Consider the following 26035-nt stretch of genomic DNA (forward strand, 5'->3'; position numbering starts at 1 on the left):
CGGCGCGGCTACTCGCAGGCCACCCCGTCGCCGTCGCGGTCCAGTTTGCTGCTGTATCCGGGCTGCCCGCGGCGGATGGGCGCCGCGCCCGCGGCCCGCACGGCGGCGCAGTTGGCGTAGACCACCGCGGCCGGGACGACCGCCGCCGGCGGGACGGGAGCGGGGGCCGGGGCAGGTGCTGCCTGGGCCGGGGCCGCGGGCGGTGCGGCGGCCTGGGCCGGCGGAGCCGCCGCGACTGGTGCGGGGGCCGGCGGCTGCTCGCTGGTGGGGGCCAGGGAGTCCGGGCAGCTGCCCAGGATCCGGGCCATGGCGTCGTGCTCGGCCTGGGTCACCCAGAGTGCGTAGCTGGCCTTGACCGAGATCTGACGGGCCACGTAGGCGCAGCGGTAGGACTTGTTCGGCGGCAGCCAGGTGGCGGCGTCGCCGTCGCTCTTTTGCATGTTCGCGGGGCCGTCCACGGCCAGGAGGTTGAGCGGATCATTGGCGAAGGCGAGCCGCTGGGCCGGGCTGAGCTGCTGGGCGCCCTTCTGCCAGGCGTCGCTGAGCGCCACGACGTGGTCGATCTGGACGGCGGCGCTGGTGTTGTTGCCGCGGACGAAGTTGATCAGCTTGGCGGTGTAGGGGTCGTTCAGGGCGCCGGAGAGCACAACGCAGTCGCGGGTTCCGGCCTTGAGCGCCACCGCCGTGAGGTCGCGGCGGAGCGTGTCGTTGCGGGTATCGCAGCCGTTGCGGTCGACGTCGGCCCAGGCCTGGCCGAACTGGTCGCGGGAGTACCCGGTCTTGGGCGCCCTGCCCTTGACCGGCAAGGTGGCGAGCACGTCGAGGGCCTTGCTGGCGTAGGCCGGCTGCTGGCGCGGAGCCGAGGCCCCGGCCAGGCCGGCGGCGGGGGCGGTGTCCGGATCCAGGGGGGCGCCGGCGTCGGCCGATGGGCTCGGCGTGGGCGAGGGTGTGGCGGCGGGGGCGGCCGCCGTGGCCGACGTGCTCTGCGCAACCGGGGCCGTTGTTTCCGCGGCCGGGGCCGGGCCGGCGCAGGCGGTGGACGAGACCAGCAGCAGCCCGGCCACGCCGCAGGCGATCCAGTCCACGCCCCGGCGGCGCGCCGTTTCCGGTGCCGTGCCGCCCGACGGGCCGTCTACGGCGCTATTCTTGCGCAATCATTCCCCCAGTTTGTGCCTGTTTCCGGGCCGGTTTTTCGCCCTTTCACAGCCTACCGGCGCCGGTGCCCGAGCCCGGGCAGGCCACGCGGGCCCCGTGCCCGGTGAGGGCCCGGCGGCCTCAGGCCAATAGCACCGCCACCCCGATCATGGCGGGGACCGCGACGACGGTGGTGATGAGGACGGTGTCCTTGGCGACCGTGAGTCCGGTCCGGTAGCGGTTGGCCACCACGTAGACGTTCTGCGCCGTGGGCAGGGCGGAGGTGACCACTACGGCGAACAGCGCCGTGCCCTGCAGGCCGAGGGCGGAGCGGGCGAAGAGGAAGGCGAGCAGCGGGTGGACGATGAGCTTGAAGCTACTGGCCAGCAGGGTGTCGGTCCGCCGCGCGGCCGAGGCCTGCAGCGGCCGGGACCCGTTGAGGCTCATGCCGAAAGACAACAGCATGGCCGGGATCGCGGCCCCGCCGATCAGGTGGATGGGCTGCAGGATGAGCGCCGGTACCTCCCAGCCGGCCCCGGCGACGAGCAGTCCCAGGCCGGAGCCCACGATCATCGGGTTGCGCAGGATCATCAGGACGAAGCTCACGGGGGTGGTGCGGTGCGCGCTGGTGGTGGCATCGAGGATCAGCAGGTACATCGGGGTGAAGAAGGCGAGCTGGAAGATCAGCAACGGCGCCACATAGCTGGCATCGCCGAGCACGTAGACGGCGATCGGAATGCCGAGGTTGGCGGAGTTGGCCAGGGAGGCGCTCATGGAGGACACCAGGGCCTCCGGGAGCTGCCGTTTCAGGACGAACCGCACGAGAGCGAAGTAGAGGGCCGCCGTCGTGATGGCACCCACCGCGGTCACCAGCAGGGGCGCCGCGAAGATGTCGTGGAGGCGGGCTTTGCTGAGCGTCTCGAACAGCAGGGCCGGGCTCGCCACAAAAAAGGTCAGGGCGCTGAGGACGGAGCGGGCGTTTTCGCCCAGGATGTTGCGCCGGCCGACGAACATGCCGACGAGGATGATGAACCAGACGACGAAGAATCCAGCCAGGACGCCTAGCACTCCGGCGCTGCTAGTTCAGCGTGGCGTTGTTCAACGCGTGCGGCGGGCGCAGGAGCCCGGCCGTGTGGCTTTCCGCCGGATCGTTGCCGATCTGGACCACCTTGTTGTCCTTGTCCACGTGGACCACCCTGGGGTTGTAGGCCTTGGCCTCTTCCGTGGTCATTTGCGCGTACGTGATCAGGATGACGATGTCGTTTTCGTGCATCAGGTGCGCAGCCGCACCGTTGATGCCGATGACGCCGGATCCGCGCTCGCCGGCGATGGTGTACGTTTCCAGCCGCGCGCCGTTGGTGACGTCGACGATCGCGACCAGTTCTCCGGGCAGGATGTCGGCGGCCTCGAGCAGGTCCAGGTCCACGGTGACCGAGCCGACATAGTGAAGGTCCGCGTGGGTGACCGTGGCGCGGTGGATTTTGGATTTGAACATTGTTCGATTCATAACGTCAACAGTCTAGCGCCGGCGCCGCGGCTGCGCTGTGAGCCAGGGAACACCGACGTCGGGGTCCGGGCCCGGGCGGCGTGCACGGCTTCAGGCGGCCAGGCCCGGCGTCGGGGGTCAGGCGGCTGGGGTGATCGACGCGGCGGTCTCGGCGAGGATTTCGCGCGCCGCGACGATCGCGGGCCGCTTGGCGCTGGAGCGGCGCACGGACGTGAAGACGGTGCGGTGCGGACTGCCGGGGAGCTCGATCAGCTGGGCCGTGGTGCCCCGGCCGGTCCAGACCAGGTCCGGCATCAGCGCCACCGCGTTGCCCGACTCGATCAGCCGGATCTGCGCCTGCAGGTCGGCGGTTTCAAAGCGCACATCGGGCTCGAACCCGGCACTCCGGCAGGCCTGCTCGGCCCAGTGCCGGGACGCGGCGCCCCGAGGTTCCATCACCCAGGACAGTCCGTTGGTGTCGGCGAGGGAGGTGATCGCGGGGCGGCCCGGGGACGCCGGCGGAACGGCCAGCCGGATCGCGTCGCCGGTCAGGCGGACCCGGTCCAGTTCGGCGTAGCGTGGCGCGGCGTGGCCCGGGTACTGCTCGGCGATGACCAGGTCGAAGTCACGCGCCCACGTCTCGTGGAGGGCGGTCTCGGGCTCCCGCTGCACCATTTCGATCCGGACTTCCGGGTAGCTGGCGGACATCCGGGTCAGGGCGTCGGGCATCAGGGCCAGCGCCGCGGACTGGAACACGGCGATCCGCACCGTCCCGGTCACCGTGGTCAGCGAGGCGGCCAGATCGGCCTCCGCCTGCTCCAAGGTTTCCAGCAGCTGGGCGGTGTGGGTGACCAGCACCTCGGCCTGCGGGGTGAGCTGTACGCGGCGGCCCGTTTTCCTCAAGAGTTCGACGCCGGCTTCCTTCTCCAGCAGCGCCAGTTGCTGCGAGACCGACGACGGGCTGTACTGCAGCGCCTCGGCCACCTCGGCCAGCGTGCCCCGGATCTTGAGTTCGCGCAGCAGGCGTAACCGCCGGACGTCGAGCATCACTATTCCTTTGTGAATTCTAATGGTTATTGATTAGGAGAATTCACTTTATCTAATGGGATCCGGCTTGCATACTGTTGTGATCCAGTAACCCCCATCACAGGGCGGATTGATGGGCGACACCCCACTGCAGGAGACCCTGATGAGCACCAGAGATGTGACCCGATCGATCATGCGGCGCAAGCCCATCGACGACATTGAAGAGGAAAACAAGCACAGCGGCCTGTTCAAGAGCCTGGGCCTCTGGCAACTGACGGCCATCGGCGTTGGCGGCATTATCGGCGTCGGCATCTTCTCGCTGGCGGGCCTGGTGGCCCACGGAAGCGAGAGCGAACCCGGGGTGGGCCCCGCGGTGCTGTTCTCCTTCCTGATCGCGGGGCTGGCGTCCGCCGCCGCCGCGCTGTCCTACGCCGAATTCGCGGGCATGATCCCGCGGGCCGGCTCGGCCTACACCTACGGGTATGTGGCACTGGGCGAGGTGATCGGCTGGTTCATCGGCTGGGACCTGCTGCTGGAGTACATCGCAATCGTGGCGGTGGTGGCCATCGGCATCTCCGGCTACTTCGACGCGTTCCTCTCCGGCATCGGCCTCCACATGCCCGCCTGGATGACCTCCACGGTGGATGAGGGCAAGGGCGGCGTCGTGAACATCCCCGCGATTGCCGTCTGCCTGCTCGTGACCTGGATCCTCTCCCGCGGCACCAAGACCTTCGGCCGCTTCGAGCTGGTGGCCGTGGCCATCAAGGTGGTCCTGATCCTGTTCATCATCGGCCTGGGCATCTTCTACATCAACACCAACAACTACAACCCGTTTATGCCCAGCGGGTTCGGTCCGGTGTTGGCGGGCTCGGCAACGGTGTTCTTCGCCGTGTTCGGCTACGACGCGATGAGTACGGCGGCGGAGGAGGCCACGGACGGCAAGAAGCACATGCCCAAGGCGATCATCCTGTCCCTGATCGTGGCCATGCTCCTCTATGTCGCCGCGACCCTGGTGCTCACCGGCATGCAGAACTACCAGGACATCGACCCGAAGGCCGGTTTCGCCTCCGCCTTCAACGGCGTGGGCCTGCCGGTCATCGCCACGATCATCTCCGTCTTTGCGGTACTCTCCATCCTCACCGTGATGCTGACCTTCCTGCTCGGTGTCACCCGCGTCTGGTTCTCGATGAGCCGGGACGGGCTGCTCCCGGGCTGGTTTGCCAAGACGGACCGCCACGGCACCCCGCAGCGCGTCACCTGGATCGGCGGCGTGGCCTCGGCCCTGCTGGCCGGCGTCTTCCCGATCAAGGCCGTCGCCGACCTGACCAACATCGGCATCCTGGCCGCGTTCGTCGTCGTCTGCCTTTCCGTGATCATCTTCCGCTACAAGAAGCCCGATGCCCCGCGCACCTTCCGGCTGCCGCTGATGCCGGTGGTTCCGCTCTTCGGGATGCTGGCCTCGGCGTTCCTGATGCTGCAGCTGCACTGGGAGACGTGGGTCCGCTTCGGCGTCTGGCTGGTCATCGGCCTGGCCATCTACTTCGGCTACGGCCGCAAACACTCCCTGATGAATCCGGAGAGCCCGCGGCACCAGGAGGCCGTGGAAATGCACCGGCACGTCGGCTAGCTGCCCGCGCCCCCGCGCTCCCTGCGGCGCTGCCCGGACGCTCCCTCAGGTCCGGCCCGATTCCGACGAACCCTCCCGCACCCGCTGCGGGAGGGTTCGTCGTTTTGGTGCCAAAGGTGAGGGAGGATCGCCCCGCGAAAGCTTCGATTTTTCTAACCAGTATTGCTCAGAAAACATCGCTTTATCTTATGAGAATTTGCTCTCATACTGATTTCAAGAACGGTCCACATATTGAGAAAGAACGAGTGCCACCATGACCAAAACCTCAACGGAATCCGGCCTGGCCAGGGGCGCGGATGCGGGCAACGAAGCCACGCACGCCGCCGTTTCGGAGGGCTCGCCCGTGCTTGAGGCCGCAGCCTTGGCCGAGGAGACGATCACCCTGGTGCGCCGCTGGCTCACCGAAGCCGCCGAAGTCCCGGTGGACGCCTCCGCGGAGCAGCTCGCCGGGGTCCTGAAAGACCCCAACGGCCTGGACTTCACCGTCGGGTTCGTCGACGGCGTCGTCCGTCCCGAGGACCTGCAGGTGGCCGCGCGCAACCTCGCCGCCCTGGCGCCCAAGGTCCCGGCCTTCCTGCCCTGGTACATGCGCAGCGCCGTCCGCCTTGGCGGCACCATGGCCCCGGTCCTGCCGCAGGTGGTCATCCCGATTGCCCGCCGCGTGCTCCGTGAAATGGTCGGCCACCTGATCGTCGACGCGACCGACGCCAAGCTGGGCCCGGCCATCGCCAAGATCCGCCGGGACGGCATCAAGCTCAACGTCAACCTTCTCGGCGAGGCGGTGCTCGGCGAGCACGAGGCCTCCCGCCGGCTCGAGGGCACCCACACCCTGCTCGCCCGCCCCGACGTGGACTACGTCTCGATCAAGGTCTCCTCCACCGTTGCCCCCCACTCGGCCTGGGCCTTCGACGAGGCCGTGGAGCACGTGGTGGAGAAGCTCACTCCGCTCTTCACCCGCGCCGCGTCCTTCGCCACCGGCGGCAAGAAGGCCAAGTTCATCAACCTGGACATGGAAGAGTACAAGGACCTGGACATGACCATCGCGGTCTTCACCCGGATCCTGGACAAGCCCGAGTTCAAGAACCTCGAGGCCGGCATTGTGCTGCAGGCCTACCTGCCGGATGCCCTCGCCGCGATGATCCGCCTGCAGGACTGGGCAGCGGCCCGCCGCGCCGAGGGCGGCGCCGCGATCAAGGTCCGCGTCGTCAAGGGCGCCAACCTGCCGATGGAACAGGTCGAGGCCTCCCTGCACGACTGGCCGCTCGCCACCTGGAACACCAAGCAGGACTCGGACACCAACTACAAGCGCGTCATCAATTACGCGCTGCACCCGGACCGGATCGGCAACATCCGGATCGGCGTCGCAGGCCACAACCTCTTCGACATCGCCTTCGCGTGGCTGCTGGCTAAGCAGCGCGGGGTGGAGTCCGGCATCGAGTTCGAGATGCTGCTCGGCATGGCCCAGGGCCAGGCCGAAGCCGTCAAGCAGGACGTCGGCTCGCTCCTGCTCTACACCCCGGTGGTCCACCCCGCCGAGTTCGACGTCGCGATCGCCTACCTGATCCGCCGCCTGGAAGAAGGCGCCAGCCAGGACAACTTCATGTCCGCGGTCTTCGAACTCAGCGAAAACGAAACCCTGTTCGAGCGTGAGAAGCAGCGCTTCCTCGCCTCGCTCGCCAAGCTCGACGACGAGGTCCCGGCCCCGAACCGCCGGCAGAACCGCAGCCTCCCGGCCGCGCCGCTGCCGCACGACTCCTTCGAGAACACCCCGGACACCGACCCGTCACTGCCGGCCAACCGCGACTGGGGCCGCGCCATCCTGGGCCGTGTGACCACCTCCACGCTGGGCAACGCCGCCGTCGAGGCCGCCACCATCAACGACGCCGAGACCCTGAACACCGTCATCACCACAGCCGTTGAAAAGGGCAAGGCCTGGGGCGCCCTCACCGGCGCCGAGCGCGCCGAGATCCTGCACCGCGCCGGCGACGTCCTTGAGGCCCGCCGCGCCGACCTTCTTGAGGTCATGGCGTCCGAGACCGGCAAGACCATCGACCAGGGCGATCCCGAGGTCAGCGAGGCGGTGGACTTCGCGCACTACTACGCCGAATCGGCCCGCAAGCTCGACGACGTCGACGGCGCCAGCTTCGTCCCGGCCAAGCTCACCGTGGTGACGCCGCCGTGGAACTTCCCGGTGGCCATCCCGGCCGGCTCCACCCTCGCGGCGCTCGCCGCCGGATCCGCCGTCGTGATCAAGCCGGCCAAGCAGGCCGCCCGCAGCGGCGCCGTCATGATCGAGGCGCTCTGGGAAGCCGGCGTGCCGCGCGACGTGCTGACCATGGTGCAGCTGGGCGAACGCGAACTGGGCCAGCAGCTGATCTCGCACCCGGCCGTGGACCGCGTCATCCTGACCGGCGGCTACGAGACCGCCGAGCTGTTCCGTTCCTTCCGCAAGGACCTGCCGCTGCTGGCCGAAACCAGCGGCAAAAACGCTATCATCGTCACCCCGAGCGCCGACCTGGACCTCGCGGCCAAGGACGTCGCGTACTCCGCGTTCGGCCACGCCGGCCAGAAGTGCTCCGCGGCCTCGCTGGTGATCCTGGTAGGGTCCGTGGCGAAGTCCAAGCGCTTCCACAACCAGCTGATCGACGCCGTCACCTCGCTCAAGGTCGGCTACCCCGAGGATCCGGCCAGCCAGATGGGCCCGATCATCGAGCCCGCCAGCGGCAAGCTCCTCAACGCCCTGACCACCCTCGGCGAGGGTGAGGCCTGGGCCGTGGAACCGAAGCAGCTGGACGACTCCGGCAAGCTCTGGAGCCCGGGCGTGCGCTCAGGTGTGCGGCGCGGGTCCTACTTCCACCTCACCGAGTTCTTCGGCCCGGTCCTGGGCGTGATGACCGCAGAAACCCTGGAGGAGGCCATCGCCATCCAGAACCAGATCGAGTACGGCCTGACCTCCGGCCTGCACTCGCTCAACGCCGACGAACTGGCCCTCTGGCTGGACACTGTCCAGGCCGGCAACCTCTACGTCAACCGCGGCATCACCGGCGCCATCGTGCAGCGCCAGCCCTTCGGCGGCTGGAAGAAATCAGCCGTTGGTGCCGGCACCAAGGCAGGCGGCCCCAACTACCTCGCCGGGCTCGGCGACTGGGCCAGCAAGCCCAGCGCCGCCGCGGCCACCTCGGCGCACTCCGGCGTGCGCCGGATCGAGGAAACGGCCAAGGGCTTCCTGACTGCCGAGGAACTGGCCCCGCTGCAGCGCTCGCTGGCCTCCGACGCCCTTGCCTGGGCCGAGGAATTCGGCACCGCCAAGGATGTCTCCGGGCTGAGCGCCGAACGCAACGTCTTCCGCTACCGTCCGTTGCCGGTTACGGTGCGGCTCTCCCGCGGCGAACCGCTCGGCGCGCTGGTCCGGGTGGTTGCCGCCGGCGTCCAGGCAGGATCGGAGCTCACGGTGTCCAGCGCCGTCGAACTGCCGTCCCAACTGCGCGCGGTGCTGTCCGGCCTGGGCGTTGACATCACCGTGGAGGACGACGCCGCGTGGCTGGCGTCCGCGGCCCGGCTGGCAGGGGCTGCAAAGCTCTCCGTCACGCGGATCCGGCTGATCGGCGGCGACGCCAAGGCGCTGGCCGAGGCGACCGGCGGCCGGCCCGACTTGGCTGTCTACTCGCACCCGGTCACCGAAGCCGGACGGGTGGAACTCCTGCCGTTCCTGCACGAGCAGGCCGTCAGCATCACGGCGCACCGCTTCGGCACCGCCAACCACCTCTCGGACGGCCTAATCTAGGCGGTCCTCCGGGCCGCACCCGGCAGACAGCGTCGCCGCCGTGACCGCAGGAATACTGTGGGCACGGCGGCGACAGCCGTTTAAGGCTCTCAGCCCAGGTACCAGCCCGGCGGCACCCAGGACGCGGGGACGGCGTGTGCGGAGAAATCCTCGCAGCTGGAGCAAAAGTACGCCACTTCTCCCAGTTTGCTGACCGAGCCGTCGCGGCGGTGCTTGGCGGGAACAAAGGACTCGAGGTACACGAACTCATCCGTCCCGCACCGCTCGCAGAACGGGATGCCCACGTAGTCCGCGTCGGTGCGAACGGAAGTGGCATGCGGGTCGAGGCGGCCAAGCGGCGGATGCGGCGCGCTTTCCAGCGGCGGCACAGTCACTGGCGGCGGGGCAGCCAGTGGCGGGGCGGCCGCCAGCGGCCGGGCCGCAGTCAACGGCCGGCCGTGCCGCACCGGGCCCGGTCGCATGGCGGGATGGGGACGATGTGTGACTGGCGTCATGGCTGGCCTATCCCGAACGCTCCCCGCAGCCTGCCGCCATAGCCGAATGGCAGCAGCCAGCGACAGCGTTCGTTGTCTCGAAATCGTTGTGGCGGGCCTCTGCTTGACCTTCAACACAGTCAGGATAGGACAAGTACCACCCGCGTTCAATGGCTGCGTATTGACCCGGCCAGCCAAGTATTTTGCGGCAGGTAGCGGGGTGGGACTGAGTAGGTACATGGGAGGGCGCGGACTAGGTGGAGCGGTTCAGGGCGCGTCCCACTATGGTCTGGGTCAGGGCTTCGATGACCTCGGTGTTGGCCAGCGGATTGCGGATCAGGGTGAAATCGACGTCCCCGACGCTGGGCAGGTCGAAGCGCCGGGTGATGATCTTCAGGTCCTCCGGCACCAGCGACGACGGCATCACCGCGACGCCGATCCCGGCGCGCACGGCGGCCAGCACCCCGCTGATCTGCCGCGTGGTGCAGGTGATCCGCCAGGTCCGGCCGGTTGCCTCAAGCGCATCGATGGCCAGCTTCCGGCTCAGGCTGGGCGCGGGGTAGGCGATCAGCGGCACGGGATGGCCCGGGTCCAGGGAAGTCTGCTCAAGCCCCACCCAGGCGAAGGAGTCCTGCTGCACCACGGTGCCGTCCTTGGCGCCGGCGACCCACTTGACGAAGACCAGGTCCAGTTGCCCGGCGTTGAGCCGCTTGTAGAGCTGGTCGCTCTGTCCCACCGTGAGTTCGAGGTTGATCTGGGGGTAGATCTGGCGGAACTCGCGCAGGATCCGGGGCAGCCCGGTGATGGCCAGGTCGTCCGCGGTGCCGAAGCGCAGCCGGCCCCGCATCGCCGAACCGGAGAAGTAGCGGGCCGCGGAGTCGTGCGCGGCGAGGATGCTGCGCGCGAAGCCCGCCATGGCGTCGCCGTTGTCCGTCAGGCGCACGTCGCGGGTGTCGCGGGCGATCAGGGTCCGCCGGGCGGCGGCTTCCAGTTTGCGGACGTGCTGGCTGACGGTCGGCTGCGCCAGCCCCAGGCGCTCGGCGGCCCGCGTGAAGCTGAGCGTCTCGGCCACGGCCAGGAAGGAGCGGAGCTGGGCGGGTTCAAACATGCGGCCTCCCGGCCCGGTGGTCAGAGTCTCGGTCCATCCTTTGTCCCCCATTGCGATTCGTGATGCTAGTTATATGCGGAATAGCCTTCCATAATCGACTGGGGCCAGCATAGCGTTAAGGCAACCCCGTAGACCCGCTCCCTTGAGGACTTTCCGTGGCACCCCCTCCGCCTTTCCAGGCCACCGAACCGCATCACGCACAGCCCCGGCAGGCCCCCCTGCCGCCAACCGTCCAGAGCGCCCCCGCCCCGTCTTCCACCGCACAGCCTTCCACCGCACAGATCGGCGTCGTCAGTCAGCGGCTGCCGTGGCGGCACACCTTCATTTCACTCAAGGTCCGCAACTTCCGGATCTTCGCGATCGGGCACTTTGTGGCCGTGGTGGCGCTTTGGATGCAGCGCATCGCCCAGGACTGGCTGGTCCTGCAGCTCTCCGGCTCCGTCACCGCCGTCGGCGTCACCGTGGCCCTGCAGTTCCTGCCCTCGCTGTTCCTCGGCCCCTGGGCGGGCGTGATGGCGGACCGGTTCGCCAAGCGCCGGATCCTGATGCTGTGCCAGTCCGTGGCCGCCGTCCTCGCGGCGCTCCTCGCCGTCCTGGCGCTGACGCAGCGGATCGAGGTGTGGCACGTCTACGCGATCGCACTGACCCTGGGCCTGGTCACGGTGCTGGACCAGCCGGCCCGGCAGGTCTTCGTCAACGAGCTGGTGGGTCCGGCCTACCTGCGCAATGCCATCAGTGTGAACTCCACGATCTTCCAGCTCGGCGGCCTGATCGGGCCGGCCTTTGCGGGCGTGCTGCTGGGCGCCGTCGGCGCAGGCTGGGCCTTTGCCGCCAACGCCGTCGCGTGCTGCTTCACGGTGACCATGCTGCTGGTCCTGCGCAAGGATGAGCTGCACCTCACGCTGCCGGCTGCCAAACGGAAAGGCATGCTCAGGGAAGGGCTGCGGTACGCCCTGGCCAAGCCCACCATCTACTGGCCCTGGCTGATGGCCGGCTTCGTCGCGGTGTTTGCGATGAGCCTGCCGGTGCTGCTGGCGGCCTTCGCGGACCGCGTGTACGACGCCGGTGCCGGCGGCTACGGCCTGCTCAACGCGCTGGTGGCGCTCGGGGCGCTGGCCGGGGCCATTACGTCCGCCCGGCGGCGCCAGCTCCAGCTGCGCTCCGTGGTGCTCGGCGCCGGGATGTACGGGCTGATGCTCTGCCTGGCCGCTGCGGCGCCCACGATGGAATGGTTCGGCGCGGCGATGGTGCTGGCAGGCTTCTGGTGCCTGATGTTCCTGACCGCCGCCAACCAGCTGGTCCAGGTCAGCGCCAACATGGGGATCCGCGGCCGGGTCATGAGCCTCTACATCATGGTGCTGATCGGGGGCCAGGCCATCGGGGGGCCGCTGATGGGCTTGCTGGCCGAGCATCTGAACCCGCCGACGGCGATCCTCGTCTCCGGCGGGGTGCCGGCGCTGGCGGCGGCGGCAGTCGCCGTCGTACTGGCCCGGCGCGGGCAGCTGATGCTGAAGGTGGACCTGAAGGACCGGCGGCGGCTGCTGCGGATAGTCCGGAACCGGCGCGAAAATCTGGAAGCGGCGCGAACCTAGCCGGCCAGCGGCAGATGCGGGTAGGCGGGCTGCCGGCGCTGGAACTCCAGGACATCCGGGTTCAGCACCACGCCGTCACGGATCTCGATGGCCCGGCGGATGGTCTCGTTGCCGTCCCAGGCCGCGGGCCCGGAGAGCACCGTCGCCAGGAACGGTAACAGCGCCTCGCTGATTTCCCAGCTGGCTGAGTTCCAGAGGTAGGACGGGCTGTGGTCCACCGCGTAGTAGTCGATGTGGTCGCCCACGGTGAACATCGGCTCGGCGAAGGTGGTGGTCCTCGCCCAGCTAAAGCCCATGCCCTCATCGCAGGACACGTCCACAATCAGGCTGCCGGGCTGGAAGGCTGCCAGGTCGTCGGTTCGCAGGTAGGTCAGCGGAGCGTTCGGATCCTGCAGGGTGCAGTTGACCACGATGTCGCTCTCCGCGAGGAAGGGCGCCAGCGGCACCCGGCCGCGTTCGGTGATGACCTCGCTGAGGAACGGCGCCTTGCTGTCGTGGTCGAACTGCGCAATCCGCACCGAGTGGATGGGCGAACCAACTGCGGCGACCCCACGGTTGGTCAGCACCTGCACATCGTGGACGCCGTGGGCGTTGAGGGCCGTGACGGCGCCGCGGGCGGTGGCCCCGAATCCGATCACGACGGCGCTCAGCCGGCGGCCGTAGTCCCCGGTGGACCCGGTCAGGGCCAGGGCGTGCAGCACCGAGCAGTAGCCGGCGAGCTCGTTGTTCTTGTGGAAGACGTGCAGGCCGAAGCCGCCGTCGCTGGCCCAGTGGTTCATTGCCTCGAAGGCGATCAAAGTGAGTTTCTTGTCGATCCCGAGCTGGGTGATTGCCGCGTCCTGGACGCAGTGCGGCCAGCCCCAAAGGACCTGCCCGTCGCGGAGCTCGGCCAGGTCCTCGGGCTGCGGCTTGGGCAGGAGGACCACGTCGGCCTCGGCCAGGAGATGGGCCCGCGGCGCGAGCCTGCCAACAAGGCCGGCCAGGTGGGCGTCCGAGACGCCGAAGCGCTCGCCGTAGCCCTCTTCCAGGATCAGCCGCTGCCTGAGCTCCGGGGCAATGCGTTCAAAGTGGCGGGGATGGATGGGAAGGCGGCGCTCGTCCGGCTTTCGCGTGGTGGCGAGGACGCCGAGCGTGAGACGGTTCGGGGAACCGGTCACTTCTTTTTGGGGCTTGCCGTCTTGGCGGCGGTCACCTTGTCGAGGGAGCTGGGCGGCGCTGCGGCGGCCCTCTTGTCGGCGCGCTTTTCCTTGATGGACTTGGCGGATTTCTTGGATGCTGCTTGACGGGGGGATTTGTCAGCCATGATTGCTCCTGTAGCGGAACCGAAGAGGTTCCTGACTCCTGACGATACAGGTAGCCACCTAACCGGCTCCGGCGGGGGCAGGCAGGGGGAGGACTGGAGCGGCTGACGGGAATCGAACCCGCGTATCAAGCTTGGGAAGCTAGCGCTCTACCATTGAGCTACAGCCGCATCGGGACTGTCCAGAATGCTGGATCTGGTCCCGGTGAACAACGAGATTTACCTTACCCCAGTCGGGGGACTTCCCAGAACAGCGACGCTCTTCCGTTGTGCTGCCACGGCGCCAGGGTGGGTAACCGAGCCCCTGGCCCGCGTACTACCTGCCGGCGATGGAAGCTTTCATCTGGCGAAGATGAGTAGCCCACACCCGTGTGCCCACGAAAGCGATCTATTTAACTTGGGGGACCGCAGCCAACAAAACTAAACGCTAGAGGGTCCAACTATGCTTTTTCGGACGTCAATAGGTGTCACTGCTTTCCGGACCATGGGTGGAGTCCGCCGGCCAATTACCGCGTGCAGGGAGATTCGGGCCGCCGTCCATAACCTGGGGGACCCTGCCGGCACCACGCTGAGGCCGTGATGAGCGAACTCAAGCAGCGCCGGCATTTCCATGCAACCGCCCGAGTGGCCGCTCCGCCAAGGTCCGCGAACCGCCTGCACACTGCGCTGCGGCATCAGCACTCGGTGCGGGAGGACGAACCCGGTCATGCCCTCGAGGCCTCGAGGGCCGTGGTCTCCCGGATGTGGAGGAACTTCGCAAACCGGCTCCGTCTCACCGACGCCGCCGGAATTGCAGTGGCGGTGACGTCGGCGTATTTGCTCAGGTTCGACAGCGACGCTGCGGCTCCCGCGGGGGATGGATTCGAGGCCAGGTACGTGGTGGTCTCCGTGCTGCTCTTGGGTGGGTGGCTCGCTGTTTTGGAGATTTTCCACACCCGGGACCGGCGGACCTTAGGCGTCGGCGGCGCCGAATATAAACGCGTGATCCAAGCAACGCTCAAATTGTTCGGGGCCTTGGCTATCGCGATGGTCTTCGTCCGTTTCGATGCGCTGCGTGGCTACTTTGCCGTCGCCTTACCCCTGGGGATCGTCCTGCTGACCGGCAGCCGCTGGCTCTGGCGCAAGTGGCTGAACCGCAAGCGCTCCGAGGGCCGATACTTATCCCGGGTCATCGTGATCGGGGACAGGGCCGACGTCGAGTACATCATCAGCCAGTTTGAAAAGAACCCCAGCGCGGGGTACGAGATTTCCGGGGTGGGGCTGCCGACTCTGGACCAATCCATGGAACTCCGGCCGCCTTGGTACCGGATCCCGGTGGTTTCGACCCTGGCGGATGTTTCGAAAGCCGTGGAGCTCGCGAGGGCAGACGCCGTCGTGGTGGCCGGCCATGTTCCGGGCGGCAGCACCTACATTCGGGAACTGGGATGGAACCTAGAGGCGACCGGAACGGAACTCGTCCTGGCCTCCAGCCTCACCAACGTCGCCGGCCCCCGGATCCACTTCCGCCCCGTCGACGGGTTGCCGCTGGTACACGTCGAGCTGCCGCAATATTTCGGCGGTAAGCATGTCCTCAAAAGAGTCATCGATATCGCCGTGGCCGCTCTGGCGCTCGTAGCGCTGTCGCCACTCATGCTGGTCGTCGCCCTCATCGTCAAACGCGACAGCCCAGGACCGGTTCTCTTTCGCCAGCAGAGGGCAGGCAAAAATGGCGCCCCCTTCCAGATGCTGAAGTTCCGTTCGATGGTCGAGACCGCCGAAGCGGACCTGGATGCCCTCAGGGAGCTCAACGAAGGTTGCGGACCCTTGTTCAAGATCCGTAACGATCCGCGGATCAGCCGGTGCGGGCGATGGATGCGGAAGTACTCCCTCGACGAACTCCCGCAGCTATGGAACGTGCTTACCGGCGAAATGAGCCTGGTTGGCCCCCGGCCGCCGCTGCCTTCCGAGGTTGAACGCTACGAAAGATTCACCAGCCGCCGTTTGCTCATCAAACCCGGCATCACGGGGCTGTGGCAGGTCAACGGTCGCTCCACGCTCCCTTGGGAGGAAAGCATCCGTCTGGACCTCTACTACGTGGAGAATTGGTCGCTTACCGGTGACCTGATCATCATGTGGAGAACTTTTAGGGCCATACGCACCTCAACAGGGGCTTACTGACGGGACGATGTGGACGCCGCCCGGAGTGGGGTATTTTTGAACCTGTGCTGATCTCTGACCGCGACATTCGTACCGAAATCGATTCCCAGCGGATTGTGCTGGAGCCGTTCGACCCCGCCATGGTCCAGCCCTCGTCGGTGGACGTGCGGATTGACCGGTATTTCCGGCTGTTCGACAACCACAAGTACGCGCACATCGACCCGGCCGAGGACCAGCCCGAGCTGACGCGCCTGGTGGAGGTGGATCAGGGGGAGCCGTTTATCCTGCACCCGGGCGAGTTTGTCCTGGGCTCCACCTACGAGACGGTCACCCTGCCGGATGACATCGCGGCGCGGCTCGAGGGCAAGTCCTCGCTGGGCCGCCTCGGCCTCCTGACGCACTCGACGGCGGGGTTTATCGATCCGGGGTTCTCCGGCCACGTGACCCTGGAGCTCTCCAACATGGCGACGCTGCCGATCAAGCTCTGGCCGGGGATGAAGATCGGCCAGCTGTGCTTCTTCCGCCTGAGCTCGGCGGCCGAGCACCCCTATGGCTCCGGTGAGTACGGCAACCGCTACCAGGGCCAGCGCGGCCCGACGGCGAGCCGCAGCCACTTGAACTTCCACCGCACCGACATCTAGGCCGGCCGGACCTCAGCCGGCCGGACGGACCGGGAGCGTCGCGCGCCGGGCCGGCCGCCGCAGCATCCGCACCACGGGCTCGACGAAGCGGGCTGCCAGCGGACCCATGATGGCCATGATCAGCACGTAAGCGGTGGCCAGGGCGGCGAGCTCGCGGGGCACCACGCCGGAGGCCACGGCGAGCCCGGCGATCACAATCGAGAACTCGCCGCGGGCAATCAGGGCCGCCCCGGCACGGAAGCGCCCGGCGATGGCGATTCCGGCCCGCTTGGCTGCCCAGACTCCGGTGATGATCTTCGTGGCCGCCGTCAGGACGGCCAGGACCAGCGCCCAACCGAGGACCGGCGGAATGGATGCAGGATCCGTGTTCAGGCCAAAGACGACAAAGAAGATTGCCGCGAACAGGTCCCGCAACGGCTCCAGGATCCGTGTAGCGCTGTGCGCGGTGGCGCCCGAGATCGCAATCCCGAGCATAAAGGCGCCCACCGCCGCCGAGACCTGCATCGCGGCGGCCAGCCCCGCGACGAGCAGGGCCGCGCCGAGCAGGTTGAGCAGGAAGACCTCGGAGTTTTCGCTGTGGACGGCCTTGGACACGTGGTGGCCGTGGCGAAGGGCGACCACCAGCACCAGCGTGACGACGGCGAGCGAGATTCCTACGGTCTGCAGGCCCACCAGGAACGTCACCCCCGCGAGGGTGGCGGTCAGGATCGGCAGGTAGATGGCCATGGCCAGGTCCTCGAACACCAGGATGGACAGGATCACCGGTGTCTCGCGGTTACCGATCCGCCCCAGATCGGTGATGACCTTTGCTGCGATTCCCGACGAGGAGATGTAGGTGACGCCGCCCATCACCATGGCTCCCACCAATCCCCAGCCGAGCATCAGCGCCAGGGCCGCCCCCGGGACGAAGTTCAGGACGAGGTCCAGCACGCCGGCCTGCCAGGAGCGCCGGAGGCCGGTGACGAGCTCGGCCGCCGTATATTCCAGTCCGAGCATAAGCAGGAGGAGGATGACACCGATTTCACTGGAGAGATGGGCAAACTCGTGCATCCCCTCGAGCTTGACGACCCCGCCGGCGCCGAAAAACAGGCCGCCGACCAGGTAGAGCGGGATGGGGGACATGCCGATCCGCCCGGCCAGCCTGGCCAGCAGGCCAAGGCAGAACACGACAGCCCCCAGTTCGATGAGGGTCAGGGCGAGCGGATCCATGCCGCTTATCCGTTGCGCAGGATGCTGGCTGCCGTGTCCAGGCCCTCCTGCGTGCCCACCGCGACCAGCAGGTCACCGGGGTGCAGGACGACGTCGGGGCCGGGGGAGGGGAGGACTTCGCCTTCGCGCATGATGGCAACAATGGAGGCACCGCTGCGTGTCCGGATGCAGGCATTCCCCATCGGCTGGTTCTGGAAGGGGGAGTCCGCGGCGATGGAGAACTGCCGGGTGACGATCCCCGGGACCTCCCGGTGCGCCTCGGACAACTGCATGGCCAGGCGCTGCCCGCCCAGCAGATTGCCGAGCGCGGCGGCCTCGTCGGCGGTCAGCGGAATGGACGCCTGGCAGGTGTCCGGGTCGTCCCAGGTCGAGACGATCAGCTCGGTCTGGCCTTCGCGGTACTCGACGACGCCGATCCGGCGCCCCGAGGCGGTCATGAAGTCCTTGCGCCGGCCCAGGCCGGGAAGGTCTGTCTCATCCACGTTCATGCCTCCAGCCTAGTGCGCCTGCCGGGTTTTGGGGCGGTTCAGGCCGGGGGCACGACGGCGATTTCGGTCTTTCCCGGCGGCTTGACCGGCAGCATCACCAGCAGCCCGGCCAGCAGCACCACCATGATCCCGAGGATGCCCCAGCGCTGAGCTTCGCCGGGGGCAACGAGGGGCGTCGCGATGGTGATGCACAGGGTGAAGAGCGCCGGCGCCAGGAAGCTGACGGCCCGGCCGGTGGTGGCGTACAAGCCAAACAGTTCGCCGGATTCTCCGTGCGGGGCGAGCCGGGCCAGGTAGGCGCGGGACGAGGACTGGGCCGGGCCCACAAACAGGCACAGGAAAAGACCGAACACCCAGAACGTGGTGCTGCCGGCCCACTCCATGCCGAGGAAGGAATACTTTCCGTTCCCCAGGGCCAGGAGGACGCTGCCCGCGACCAGCAGGCCGGCCAGCGAGCCGATGATGACCGCCTTGGGTCCCGCCTTGTCGTCGAGGAAGCCGCCCAGCAGGGCGCCGAGCGCGGCAACCACGTTGCCGAAGATGGCGAAGAAGATGACCTGTTTGAGCTCAAAGCCAAAGGTCCCGGCGGCGATGATGCCGCCGAAGGTGAATACTGCGGCGAGCCCGTCGCGGAAGATCGCGCTGGCGAGCAGGAAGAAGATCGTGTGCGGGCTGGTCCGGTAGATGGCGCGGATCCGGCGCACCAGCAGTCCGTAGGAGGCGAAGAATCCCAGGCCGGCCTGCCGGGCCTTGGGCAGCTCGGGGACCGCGAACATGACCGGAATGGCGAAGGCCAGGAACCAGAGGGCGGAGAACACCGCCACGAGGCGGATGTTCAGGCTGTCCGCGGTGGAGGCGCCGAACCAGTCGATGCTGGGCTGGACGAAGAGCTGCAGCACAATTAGCAACGCCACGATGCCCCCGAGGTAGCCCGAGGCCCAGCCGAAGCCGCTGATCTTTCCGATATTGGCGGGGGTGGAGATCTGGGCCAGCATGGCGTTGTAGATGACGCCGGCGAATTCGAAGAACACGTTGCCCAGCGCGATCAGCGTCACTCCCAGGAGCAGGAACTCCGGGCGGGGGAAGACGAAGAAACAGAGCCCGGTCAGCAGGGCGACCGCGGCGGTGTTGACGCCAAGCCAGAGCTTGCGCCGGCCGCCGGTGTCCGAGCGCTGCCCGGTGACCGGGGCCAGCAGGGCGATGGCCAACCCCGCGATGGCCAGGGCACCGCCCAGGACCGCCGAGGCTTCGTCTTCGCCGCCGAAGGCCTTGGAGGTCAGGTAGACGGTAAAGACAAAGGTGGTCATCACCGCGTTGAAGGCAGCGGAACCCCAGTCCCAGGCGGCCCACGCAACGACCTTGCCTTTGCTTGTGGCGTGGCTGCCGGACTCGAGTTCCGAGGCCGGGCGCATGGCCTCGGGGGCGGTGGCGGAGTTCATAGCCTGATGTTAGCCGTCCGGTCCGGCCCGGCCGCGGAGGAAACGGCGCGGCCGCGGCACCGTCATGCGGAAAAGAATTTGTGCACGCTTGGTAAACTTGCCGCACCGAACCTAACCAATGCCCCGCCTGCTCCAACTTTTTGACAATCGAGTTCCTGACGTTGCGGAGATACCAGTGATCACAGTCCTTGCCGTGCACTTCGCGGTGGCTGCTGTGGCGCCGTTCCTCTTCCGCCGGCTGGGCCGGAACGCGTTCTCCGCGCTGGCCGCGGTGCCCGCGGGGTCGTTTGTCTGGCTGGCCTTCCAGCACGATGCCGTGTATTCCGACGCAGGGTCCACCTCTGCGGTGCTGCCCTGGATCCCGGACCTCCAGCTGGAGCTGGCCTTCCGGATGGATGCCCTGGCCTGGGTCATGTCGCTGCTGATCCTGGGCGTTGGGGCGCTGGTCCTGGTCTACTGTGCCCGCTACTTCAAGGACAAGGACAGCTACCTGGGGGGGTTCGGCGCCCAGCTGCTGGCTTTCGCCGGGGCGATGTTTGGCCTGGTCACCGCCGACGACCTGCTCCTGATGTTCGTCTTCTGGGAACTGACCACGGTGCTGTCCTACCTGCTGATCGGCTACGCCCGCACCCGGTTGTCGGCCCGCCGCTCGGCGCTGCAGGCCCTGGTGGTCACCACCGCCGGGGGCCTGGCCATGCTGGTCGGGCTGATCATGCTCGGAGCCGCCGCGGGAACCTACCGGATCTCGGCGCTCCTGGCGATGGCGCCGGAGCTGGTGACCGGCCCCGCCGCAGACGCGGTGGCGGCCGCCGTCGTGCTGGTCCTGCCAGGGGCGATCACGAAGTCCGCGCTGGTCCCCTTCCACTTCTGGCTTCCCGGGGCGATGGCCGCGCCGACGCCGGTGAGTGCGTACCTGCACGCCGCTGCCATGGTCAAGGCGGGCATCTACCTCGTGGCGAGGCTCGCCCCCGGGTTCGCCGAGACGGCGTTCTGGCTCCCGGTGGTGCTCGGCCTGGGGCTGGCCACCATGCTGGTGGGCGGCTACCGCGCCCTGCGCCAGACCGACATCAAGCTCATCCTCGCCTACGGCACCGTCAGCCAGCTGGGCTTCCTGACCATGGTGGTGGGCCTCGGCCAACCCGACGCGGCGCTCGCCGGACTCGCCCTGCTGCTGGCGCACGGACTCTTCAAAGCCACCTTGTTCCTGGTGGTCGGCATTATCGACCACCAGGCCGGGACCCGCGACATCCGCAAGCTCTCCGGGGTGTACCGCTCCTCCCGCGCCCTGGCCATCGTGGCCGCCGTCGGCGCGGCCTCCATGGCCGGCATCCCGCCGCTGGCCGGCTTCGTGGCCAAGGAATCCGTCTTCGAGGCGTTCGTGCACTACGGCACCGGCGCCGCGGCAGGCCCGTGGGGGCCCGTGCTCCTCGTCGGGCTGGTCGTGGGCTCCGTCCTGACCTTTGCCTACAGCGCACGGTTCATGTGGGGCGCCTTCGCGGTGAAGCCCGGCGTAGAGACCACCCCGTTCAAAGCCGTTGAGCCCGCCTTCCTGGCGGCCCCCGCCGTCCTGAGCCTGCTGACCATCCTCTACGGGCTGTGGCCTGCCGCGGCGGATGCGTGGATCCAGCCCTACGCCGCGCTGTTCGTGCCCGACGGCGAGGATCCGGCGGCCGTGGCCGGGCACCTGACGCTGTGGCACGGGCTCACCCCGGCGCTGGGGATGACCGCGATCACGTTCGCCCTCGGTGCGGCCATGTTCTACGGACGGAACGCGGTCGCCCGCGCCCAGGGGCTGGTCCCCGGCTGGGTCGACGGCGACCGCGCCTACCAGCTCACCATCGGCGCCCTCGACGATGCCGCGGTCTGGGTCACCGGCCGCACCCAGCGCGGTTCGCTCTTCTTCTACCTGGCCGTCATCCTGAGCGTCGCCTTTGTCCTGCCGCTCACCGCGCTGCTGCTTTCCAACAAGCCGCTGCCCGGGGGCCTGTACTTCATCGACCCGGGCTCGCCGCTGCAGCCGGTGATCGGCGCCGGCATCGTGATCGGAGCGCTCGCCGCGGTGCGGGCCAATAAGCGTTTCCTGGCCGTGCTGATGGTCTCGGTCACCGGCTACGGGATCGCCTTGATGTTCGCGCTCCAAGGCGCCCCGGACCTCGCCCTGACGCAGATGCTGGTGGAGACCATCATCCTGGTGGCCTTCGTCCTCGCCATGCGCAGCCTGCCGGCCGAACTGCGCGACCGCACCGGCGGCAAGTACCGGGTGGTCCGGGTGATCATCGGCGCGGCGTTCGGCCTCACGATGATCTTCGTCGCGATCCACGCCCTGGGTGCGCGGGTGGCCACCCCGGTCTCGCTGGAGTTCCCCCGCCTGGCCTATGAAGGCGGCGGCGGCCTGAACATCGTCAACGTCACCCTCGTGGACATCCGGGCCTGGGACACCTTCGGCGAGATCTCGGTCCTGGCCCTCGCGGCCACCGGCGTCGCCAGCCTGATTTTCGTCCGCGGCCGCGGTGACCGTATTGGACGGTCCGCCTCGGTGGCCGAGGGGACGGTCGGGCGTCGCGCGGGCGTGGCCGGCAACACCCGGGACAACGCTGCGCTGGCCATGAGCCGGCGTTTCGCCGCGTCAGCGCGCGACGCATGGCTGGTGGCCGGCCGGACCATGGCTCCCGAACGCCGCTCGATCATCTTCGAGGTGGTCACCCGGCTGATCTTCCACTCGATGATCGTCTTCTCCCTTTACCTGCTGCTCGCCGGGCACAACCTGCCCGGCGGTGGCTTCGCCGGCGGCCTCACCGCCGGCCTGGCGCTGGCCATCCGCTACCTGGCCGGGGGCCGCTTCGAACTCCGTGAGGCCACGCCGGTCAGCGCCGGGGCGCTGCTGGGGATCGGCCTCGCCACCGCCGCGGCGTCCGGGGTCGCACCGCTGCTGCTGGGCGGCCAGGTCTTCCAGAGCGCCGTGATCGAGCTCTGGCTGCCGGTCTTCGGCGACATCAAATTCGTCACGTCCACGATCTTCGACATCGGCGTCTACGTCGTCGTCGTCGGCCTGGCCCTGGACGTGCTGCGCAGCCTGGGCGCGAAAATCGACGAACATTTCGAAGAACGGCCGGAAGACCAGCCGGACGAGCAGCCTGGGGTGCTCTTCGACGACGATCAGCCTGACGGCGTCCCGGCCGAAACCACCGCCAAGGGGAGAACATGAGCGTCAACCTGACCCTGCTGACGGTGATGGGAGCCCTGTACGCCTGCGGCATCTACCTGCTCCTGGAACGCAGCCTCACCCGGGTCCTGCTCGGCCTGATGCTGCTGGCCAACGCCACCAACCTGCTGATCCTGGCCACCGGGGGCTACGCCGGGCTCGCCCCGCTCTTCAGCAAGGACACCCCCGCGGGGGACTACAGTGACCCGCTGCCGCAGGCGCTGATCCTGACCTCGATCGTGATCTCCTTCGCGGTCACAGCTTTTATGCTGGGCATCATCTACCGCACCTGGGTGCTGGCCCGGCAGGATGAAATCCAGGACGACGCCGAGGACCGCCGCGTGGCCGAAACCCCCAGCTTCGACGCGGAGGACGACGCCGTCATCCCCGCCGAGACCTCCGAGTTCCCGCTCGTATCCGCCGCCGGAAGCGACGACGTCGTGCTGGCCGGTGCCCGCCTGATGCCTGCCGCGGACGCCGCGGCCGAGGAACAGCCCGGCTCCCAAAACCTCGACGCCGGCCCGGACGGAGGGACCACGTGAACATCGCCAGCTTCGCCCCCCTCGCCGTCGTCCTCCCCATCCTCGGGGCCGCCCTGACCTTCCTCCTCATCCGGCATTCGAGGGCCCAGCGGACCGTGAGCATCGCGCTGCTGTCGCTGACCCTGCTGCTGGAATGCTGGCTGCTGGCCTCCGTCTGGGAGGGCGGCACGGCAGCGGTAAACATCGGCGGCTGGCTGCCGCCCTGGGGCATCGTGATGGTGGTGGACCAGTTCTCCTCGCTCATGCTGGTGGTGTCCTCGGCCGTCAGCCTCGCCGTGCTGGTCTACGCCACCGGCCAGGGCATGGCCGACGGGGACAGCGACGCCCCCGTGTCGATCTTCCACCCCACCTACCTGATCCTCGTCGCGGGCGTGTCCAACGCCTTCCTCTCCGGCGATCTCTTCAATCTCTATGTGGGCTTCGAGATCCTGCTGACCGCCAGTTACGTGCTGATGACCCTCGGTGGGACGGGACCCAGGATCCGCGCCGGCGTGACCTACGTGGTGGTCTCGGTGGTCTCCTCCGTGCTCTTCCTGATCGCGATCGCCATGATCTACGGCGCCACCGGCACCATCAACATGGCGGACCTCGCCATCAAGCTCGCCGACCTGGACCAGGGGACCCGAAATCTCCTGCACGTGCTGCTGCTCGTGGCATTCGGCATCAAGGCCGCCGTGTTCCCGCTGAGTTTCTGGCTCCCCGACTCGTATCCGACGGCGCCGGCCCCGGTCACCGCCGTGTTCGCCGGGCTGCTCACCAAGGTGGGTGTCTACGCGATCGTCCGCACCGAGACCCTGCTTTTTCCCGGGGACACCTTCAATACCCCGCTAATGGTCGCGGCGCTGCTGACCATGGTGGTGGGCATCCTGGGCGCCCTGGCGCAGAGTGACATCAAACGGTTGCTCTCCTTCACCCTGGTCAGCCATATCGGCTACATGGTGTTCGGTCTGGCCATGTCCTCGGTCGCGGGGCTCGGGGCTGCGGTGTTTTACGTGGCGCACCACATCACCATCCAGACCAGCCTGTTCCTTGTGACCGGCCTGATCGAGCGCCGCGCCGGGAGTTCCTCGGTGGACCGGATCGCCGGCCTGGCCAAACTCTCGCCGCTGCTGGCCGTGCTGTTCTTTGTGCCGGCCATGAACCTGGCCGGCATCCCGCCGCTCTCCGGCTTCCTCGGCAAGCTGGGCCTGCTGCAGGCCGGTGTTGCCCTGGGGACCCCGCTGGCCTACGCCCTCGTGGCCGGCGGCGTGCTGACCAGCCTGCTGACCCTGCTGGCCGTCGCCAGAGTCTGGAACCGTGCGTTCTGGCGCGAGCCCGAGGACGCCGAACACCCGGATCCCGTGCTGCTCGCGGCCCCCGGGGACCAGGCCACCGGCGACCGCGCCGGCCAGCAGAACGTGACCCTGCTGCCCCGCACCATGGTGGGCTCCACGCTTGCCCTGGTGCTGCTGGGGGTGGCGTTGACGGTCTTCGCCGGGCCGCTGTTCCGGGTCGCCGGGCAATCGGCCTCCGAGATGCTGGACCGGTCCTCCTACATCCAGGCCGTGCTGGGTGACGAGGCCCCGGTGCCGGTGATCGCGCAGCAGCGGCAGGAGGGGGCACCATGACGCGCAAGCGGGTCTCGCTGCGCCAGGAGCTGCCACTGCTGGTCTGGCTCGTCATCGTCTGGGGCGCCCTCTGGCAGGACTTCAGTGCCGGCAACCTGCTTTTCGGCGCCCTGATCGCCGTCGTGGTGGCGCGGGTGTTCTACCTGCCCCCGGTGGAACTGGGCGGCCGCTTCAACGTGCTGCGTGCCGTGCCGTTCGCCCTGGTGTTCCTTGCCAAGGTGGTGGCGGCCAGCTTCCAGGTCCTGTTCCTGGCCCTGGCCCGGGGCCCGCGGGTGATCAGCGCCGTCGTCGCTGTCCCGCTCCGGAGCCACTCCGACCTGCTGGTGACCGCCACCGGGCATGTCATCTCACTGATCCCGGGGTCGCTGGTGGTGGAGGTGGACCGGTCGACGTCCACGCTGTACATCCACGGCATCAACGTCCGCGACGCCGAGGATGCCGCCAAGGTCCGCAAGGAAGTCCGCGACACGGAGGCCGGTCTGATCCGGATCATGGGCACCAAGGCCGAACTCTCCGCCCTGAAACAGGAGGTGGGCGCATGATGCCCCTGGTCCTGGCCATTACCGCCGTCGTGCTGTCCCTCGCCGCCGGCGGGGCGATCATCCGCATCGCGCGCGGACCCTCGCTCCTGGACCGGGTGCTCGCCGCCGACGTGCTGCTCGCCATCCTCGGCGCGGCGCTGTGCATCGACATGGCCGTGAACCGGCACCTGAACAACCTGATGCTCCTGGTGGCCATCTCGATCATCGGCTTTGTGGGCTCGGTGACGGTGGCCCGTTTTGTGGCGGACCGGAGGAAGCAGCCCAATGAATCCTGAGACGTTCCCCGCCGACGCCGTGATCGACGCCGTCTCGGCCGTGTTTATGGTGCTCGGGGCGGTGATGTCCCTCGGCGCGGCGATCGGCCTGCTGCGATTCCCGGACCTGATGAGCCGGATGCACGCCGCGACCAAGCCGCAGGTGCTGGGGCTGTTCCTGCTGCTCTGCGCCGTGGGGCTGCAGCTGCGCACCTGGTGGGTGTGGCCGGTGCTGGTGGTGGCGTGGATCTTCCAGCTGCTGACGGTGCCGGTCTCGGCCCACATGGTGGGACGGGCCGGCTACCGCACCAAACACCTGCACCCGGAGCTGCTCAGCGCGGACGAGCTGGAGGCCGTGGTGCAGCAGGCGGCCGGGAAGAGCGGGTTCACCGACGACGACGTCGAGTGACGCCGCCGCCGGGACACGCGGCTCTCTACGAGGCGG

22 protein-coding genes and 1 tRNA gene are annotated in these 26035 nt (G+C 68.3%); 11 read left to right on the forward strand and 12 right to left on the reverse strand.

Annotated elements, in window-relative coordinates:
• Positions 1-8 precede the first annotated feature (8 nt).
• The 4 genes from E7Y32_RS06390 to E7Y32_RS06405 form a co-directional block, all read right to left on the reverse strand.
• Positions 9-1154 carry a DUF1524 domain-containing protein gene (locus tag E7Y32_RS06390; RefSeq protein WP_222433458.1) on the reverse strand — a complete coding sequence of 382 codons (1146 nt, stop codon included), beginning with the start codon at positions 1152-1154 and terminating at the stop codon, positions 9-11.
• Positions 1155-1275: 121 nt separating this feature from the next.
• Positions 1276-2202 (reverse strand): AEC family transporter, encoded by a 927-nt coding sequence (locus E7Y32_RS06395; protein ID WP_146336385.1) that lies wholly within the window; start codon positions 2200-2202, stop codon positions 1276-1278.
• Positions 2203-2212: 10 nt separating this feature from the next.
• The gene (panD, locus tag E7Y32_RS06400; RefSeq protein WP_186467055.1) at positions 2213-2641 is read right to left on the reverse strand and encodes an aspartate 1-decarboxylase; all 429 of its coding nucleotides are present in this window, start codon (positions 2639-2641) and stop codon (positions 2213-2215) included.
• 117 nt (positions 2642-2758) lie between these two features.
• Positions 2759-3667 carry a LysR substrate-binding domain-containing protein gene (locus tag E7Y32_RS06405; RefSeq protein ID WP_146338299.1) on the reverse strand — a complete coding sequence of 303 codons (909 nt, stop codon included), beginning with the start codon at positions 3665-3667 and terminating at the stop codon, positions 2759-2761.
• A gap of 142 nt (positions 3668-3809) precedes the next feature.
• Between E7Y32_RS06405 and E7Y32_RS06410 the strand changes: the two genes are divergently transcribed.
• Together E7Y32_RS06410 and E7Y32_RS06415 are read left to right on the forward strand one after the other, a co-directional pair.
• On the forward strand, positions 3810-5273 hold the full coding sequence (locus E7Y32_RS06410; protein WP_146336387.1) for an amino acid permease: 1464 nt from the start codon (positions 3810-3812) through the stop codon (positions 5271-5273).
• Between the two features lie 253 nt (positions 5274-5526).
• Positions 5527-9057 (forward strand): bifunctional proline dehydrogenase/L-glutamate gamma-semialdehyde dehydrogenase, encoded by a 3531-nt coding sequence (locus E7Y32_RS06415; protein WP_186467056.1) that lies wholly within the window; start codon positions 5527-5529, stop codon positions 9055-9057.
• Positions 9058-9146: 89 nt separating this feature from the next.
• Here E7Y32_RS06415 and E7Y32_RS06420 read toward each other — a convergent pair whose 3' ends face one another.
• Together E7Y32_RS06420 and E7Y32_RS06425 are read right to left on the reverse strand one after the other, a co-directional pair.
• Positions 9147-9431 carry a hypothetical protein gene (locus tag E7Y32_RS06420; RefSeq protein WP_261382559.1) on the reverse strand — a complete coding sequence of 95 codons (285 nt, stop codon included), beginning with the start codon at positions 9429-9431 and terminating at the stop codon, positions 9147-9149.
• Positions 9432-9783: 352 nt separating this feature from the next.
• The gene (locus E7Y32_RS06425) at positions 9784-10638 is read right to left on the reverse strand and encodes a LysR substrate-binding domain-containing protein (RefSeq protein WP_146336389.1); all 855 of its coding nucleotides are present in this window, start codon (positions 10636-10638) and stop codon (positions 9784-9786) included.
• Between the two features lie 155 nt (positions 10639-10793).
• Between E7Y32_RS06425 and E7Y32_RS06430 the strand changes: the two genes are divergently transcribed.
• Positions 10794-12230 carry an MFS transporter gene (locus tag E7Y32_RS06430; RefSeq protein WP_186467057.1) on the forward strand — a complete coding sequence of 479 codons (1437 nt, stop codon included), beginning with the start codon at positions 10794-10796 and terminating at the stop codon, positions 12228-12230.
• On the opposite strand, the gene E7Y32_RS06435 is transcribed toward E7Y32_RS06430, so the two are convergent.
• From E7Y32_RS06435 to E7Y32_RS06440, 3 genes are all read right to left on the reverse strand, one after another.
• Positions 12227-13387 (reverse strand): N(5)-(carboxyethyl)ornithine synthase, encoded by a 1161-nt coding sequence (locus E7Y32_RS06435; RefSeq protein ID WP_146336390.1) that lies wholly within the window; start codon positions 13385-13387, stop codon positions 12227-12229. The two genes, E7Y32_RS06430 and E7Y32_RS06435, sit on opposite strands and share 4 nt — an antisense overlap.
• Positions 13384-13533: a hypothetical protein gene (locus E7Y32_RS16265; RefSeq protein ID WP_186372181.1), complete on the reverse strand. Its 150-nt coding sequence runs from the start codon at positions 13531-13533 to the stop codon at positions 13384-13386. Before E7Y32_RS16265 ends, E7Y32_RS06435 begins: the two co-directional genes overlap by 4 nt.
• A gap of 94 nt (positions 13534-13627) precedes the next feature.
• Positions 13628-13701 (reverse strand) — tRNA-Gly (locus E7Y32_RS06440).
• A 408-nt stretch (positions 13702-14109) separates the two neighbouring features.
• On the opposite strand from E7Y32_RS06440, the gene E7Y32_RS06445 reads away from it, so the two are divergent.
• On the forward strand, positions 14110-15687 hold the full coding sequence (locus E7Y32_RS06445; protein ID WP_146336391.1) for a sugar transferase: 1578 nt from the start codon (positions 14110-14112) through the stop codon (positions 15685-15687).
• A 44-nt stretch (positions 15688-15731) separates the two neighbouring features.
• The gene (dcd, locus tag E7Y32_RS06450; RefSeq protein WP_146336392.1) at positions 15732-16307 is read left to right on the forward strand and encodes a dCTP deaminase; all 576 of its coding nucleotides are present in this window, start codon (positions 15732-15734) and stop codon (positions 16305-16307) included.
• Positions 16308-16319: 12 nt separating this feature from the next.
• Here the strand turns inward: dcd and E7Y32_RS06455 are convergent, their stop codons facing one another.
• From E7Y32_RS06455 to E7Y32_RS06465, 3 genes are read right to left on the reverse strand one after another with little or no spacing between them, the layout of a single operon-like run.
• A complete protein-coding gene (locus E7Y32_RS06455) occupies positions 16320-17516 on the reverse strand; it encodes a cation:proton antiporter (protein WP_146336393.1) in 1197 nt (398 codons plus the stop codon).
• A gap of 5 nt (positions 17517-17521) precedes the next feature.
• Positions 17522-18004, reverse strand: coding sequence for a cation:proton antiporter regulatory subunit (locus E7Y32_RS06460; RefSeq protein ID WP_146336394.1), 483 nt, complete (start codon positions 18002-18004; stop codon positions 17522-17524).
• 38 nt (positions 18005-18042) lie between these two features.
• Complete coding sequence (locus tag E7Y32_RS06465) at positions 18043-19443, reverse strand: MFS transporter (RefSeq protein ID WP_146336395.1); 1401 nt, start codon at positions 19441-19443, stop codon at positions 18043-18045.
• Between the two features lie 175 nt (positions 19444-19618).
• On the opposite strand from E7Y32_RS06465, the gene E7Y32_RS06470 reads away from it, so the two are divergent.
• The 6 genes from E7Y32_RS06470 to mnhG are packed head-to-tail and all read left to right on the forward strand — an operon-like array spanning position 19619 to position 25999.
• Positions 19619-22648, forward strand: coding sequence for a Na+/H+ antiporter subunit A (locus tag E7Y32_RS06470; RefSeq protein ID WP_146336396.1), 3030 nt, complete (start codon positions 19619-19621; stop codon positions 22646-22648).
• Positions 22645-23187 carry a Na(+)/H(+) antiporter subunit C gene (locus E7Y32_RS06475; RefSeq protein WP_146336397.1) on the forward strand — a complete coding sequence of 181 codons (543 nt, stop codon included), beginning with the start codon at positions 22645-22647 and terminating at the stop codon, positions 23185-23187. Before E7Y32_RS06470 ends, E7Y32_RS06475 begins: the two co-directional genes overlap by 4 nt.
• Positions 23184-24794 carry a Na+/H+ antiporter subunit D gene (locus E7Y32_RS06480; RefSeq protein WP_146336398.1) on the forward strand — a complete coding sequence of 537 codons (1611 nt, stop codon included), beginning with the start codon at positions 23184-23186 and terminating at the stop codon, positions 24792-24794. The genes E7Y32_RS06475 and E7Y32_RS06480 overlap by 4 nt, the downstream gene beginning before the upstream one ends.
• A complete protein-coding gene (locus E7Y32_RS06485; protein WP_146336399.1) occupies positions 24791-25336 on the forward strand; it encodes a Na+/H+ antiporter subunit E in 546 nt (181 codons plus the stop codon). The genes E7Y32_RS06480 and E7Y32_RS06485 overlap by 4 nt, the downstream gene beginning before the upstream one ends.
• Positions 25333-25611: a monovalent cation/H+ antiporter complex subunit F gene (locus tag E7Y32_RS06490; protein WP_146336400.1), complete on the forward strand. Its 279-nt coding sequence runs from the start codon at positions 25333-25335 to the stop codon at positions 25609-25611. The genes E7Y32_RS06485 and E7Y32_RS06490 overlap by 4 nt, the downstream gene beginning before the upstream one ends.
• A complete protein-coding gene (gene mnhG / locus E7Y32_RS06495) occupies positions 25601-25999 on the forward strand; it encodes a monovalent cation/H(+) antiporter subunit G (RefSeq protein WP_146336401.1) in 399 nt (132 codons plus the stop codon). Before E7Y32_RS06490 ends, mnhG begins: the two co-directional genes overlap by 11 nt.
• Positions 26000-26035: the final 36 nt, after the last annotated feature.

The organism is Arthrobacter sp. UKPF54-2 (assembly GCF_007858535.1).
Classification (GTDB): domain Bacteria; phylum Actinomycetota; class Actinomycetes; order Actinomycetales; family Micrococcaceae; genus Arthrobacter.

Excerpts from the sequence above, each read along its gene's own strand:
- panD (WP_186467055.1), bottom strand. The coding sequence starts at position 2,641 with ATGAATCGAACAATGTTCAAATCCAAAATCCACCGCGCCACGGTCACC.
- E7Y32_RS06405 (WP_146338299.1), bottom strand. The coding sequence starts at position 3,667 with ATGCTCGACGTCCGGCGGTTACGCCTGCTGCGCGAACTCAAGATCCGG.
- E7Y32_RS06410 (WP_146336387.1), top strand. The coding sequence starts at position 3,810 with ATGAGCACCAGAGATGTGACCCGATCGATCATGCGGCGCAAGCCCATC.
- E7Y32_RS06415 (WP_186467056.1), top strand. The coding sequence starts at position 5,527 with ATGACCAAAACCTCAACGGAATCCGGCCTGGCCAGGGGCGCGGATGCG.
- E7Y32_RS06425 (WP_146336389.1), bottom strand. The coding sequence starts at position 10,638 with ATGTTTGAACCCGCCCAGCTCCGCTCCTTCCTGGCCGTGGCCGAGACG.
- E7Y32_RS16265 (WP_186372181.1), bottom strand. The coding sequence starts at position 13,533 with ATGGCTGACAAATCCCCCCGTCAAGCAGCATCCAAGAAATCCGCCAAG.
- E7Y32_RS06445 (WP_146336391.1), top strand. The coding sequence starts at position 14,110 with ATGAGCGAACTCAAGCAGCGCCGGCATTTCCATGCAACCGCCCGAGTG.
- E7Y32_RS06455 (WP_146336393.1), bottom strand. The coding sequence starts at position 17,516 with ATGGATCCGCTCGCCCTGACCCTCATCGAACTGGGGGCTGTCGTGTTC.
- E7Y32_RS06460 (WP_146336394.1), bottom strand. The coding sequence starts at position 18,004 with ATGAACGTGGATGAGACAGACCTTCCCGGCCTGGGCCGGCGCAAGGAC.
- E7Y32_RS06465 (WP_146336395.1), bottom strand. The coding sequence starts at position 19,443 with ATGAACTCCGCCACCGCCCCCGAGGCCATGCGCCCGGCCTCGGAACTC.
- E7Y32_RS06475 (WP_146336397.1), top strand. The coding sequence starts at position 22,645 with ATGAGCGTCAACCTGACCCTGCTGACGGTGATGGGAGCCCTGTACGCC.
- E7Y32_RS06485 (WP_146336399.1), top strand. The coding sequence starts at position 24,791 with ATGACGCGCAAGCGGGTCTCGCTGCGCCAGGAGCTGCCACTGCTGGTC.
- E7Y32_RS06490 (WP_146336400.1), top strand. The coding sequence starts at position 25,333 with ATGATGCCCCTGGTCCTGGCCATTACCGCCGTCGTGCTGTCCCTCGCC.
- mnhG (WP_146336401.1), top strand. The coding sequence starts at position 25,601 with ATGAATCCTGAGACGTTCCCCGCCGACGCCGTGATCGACGCCGTCTCG.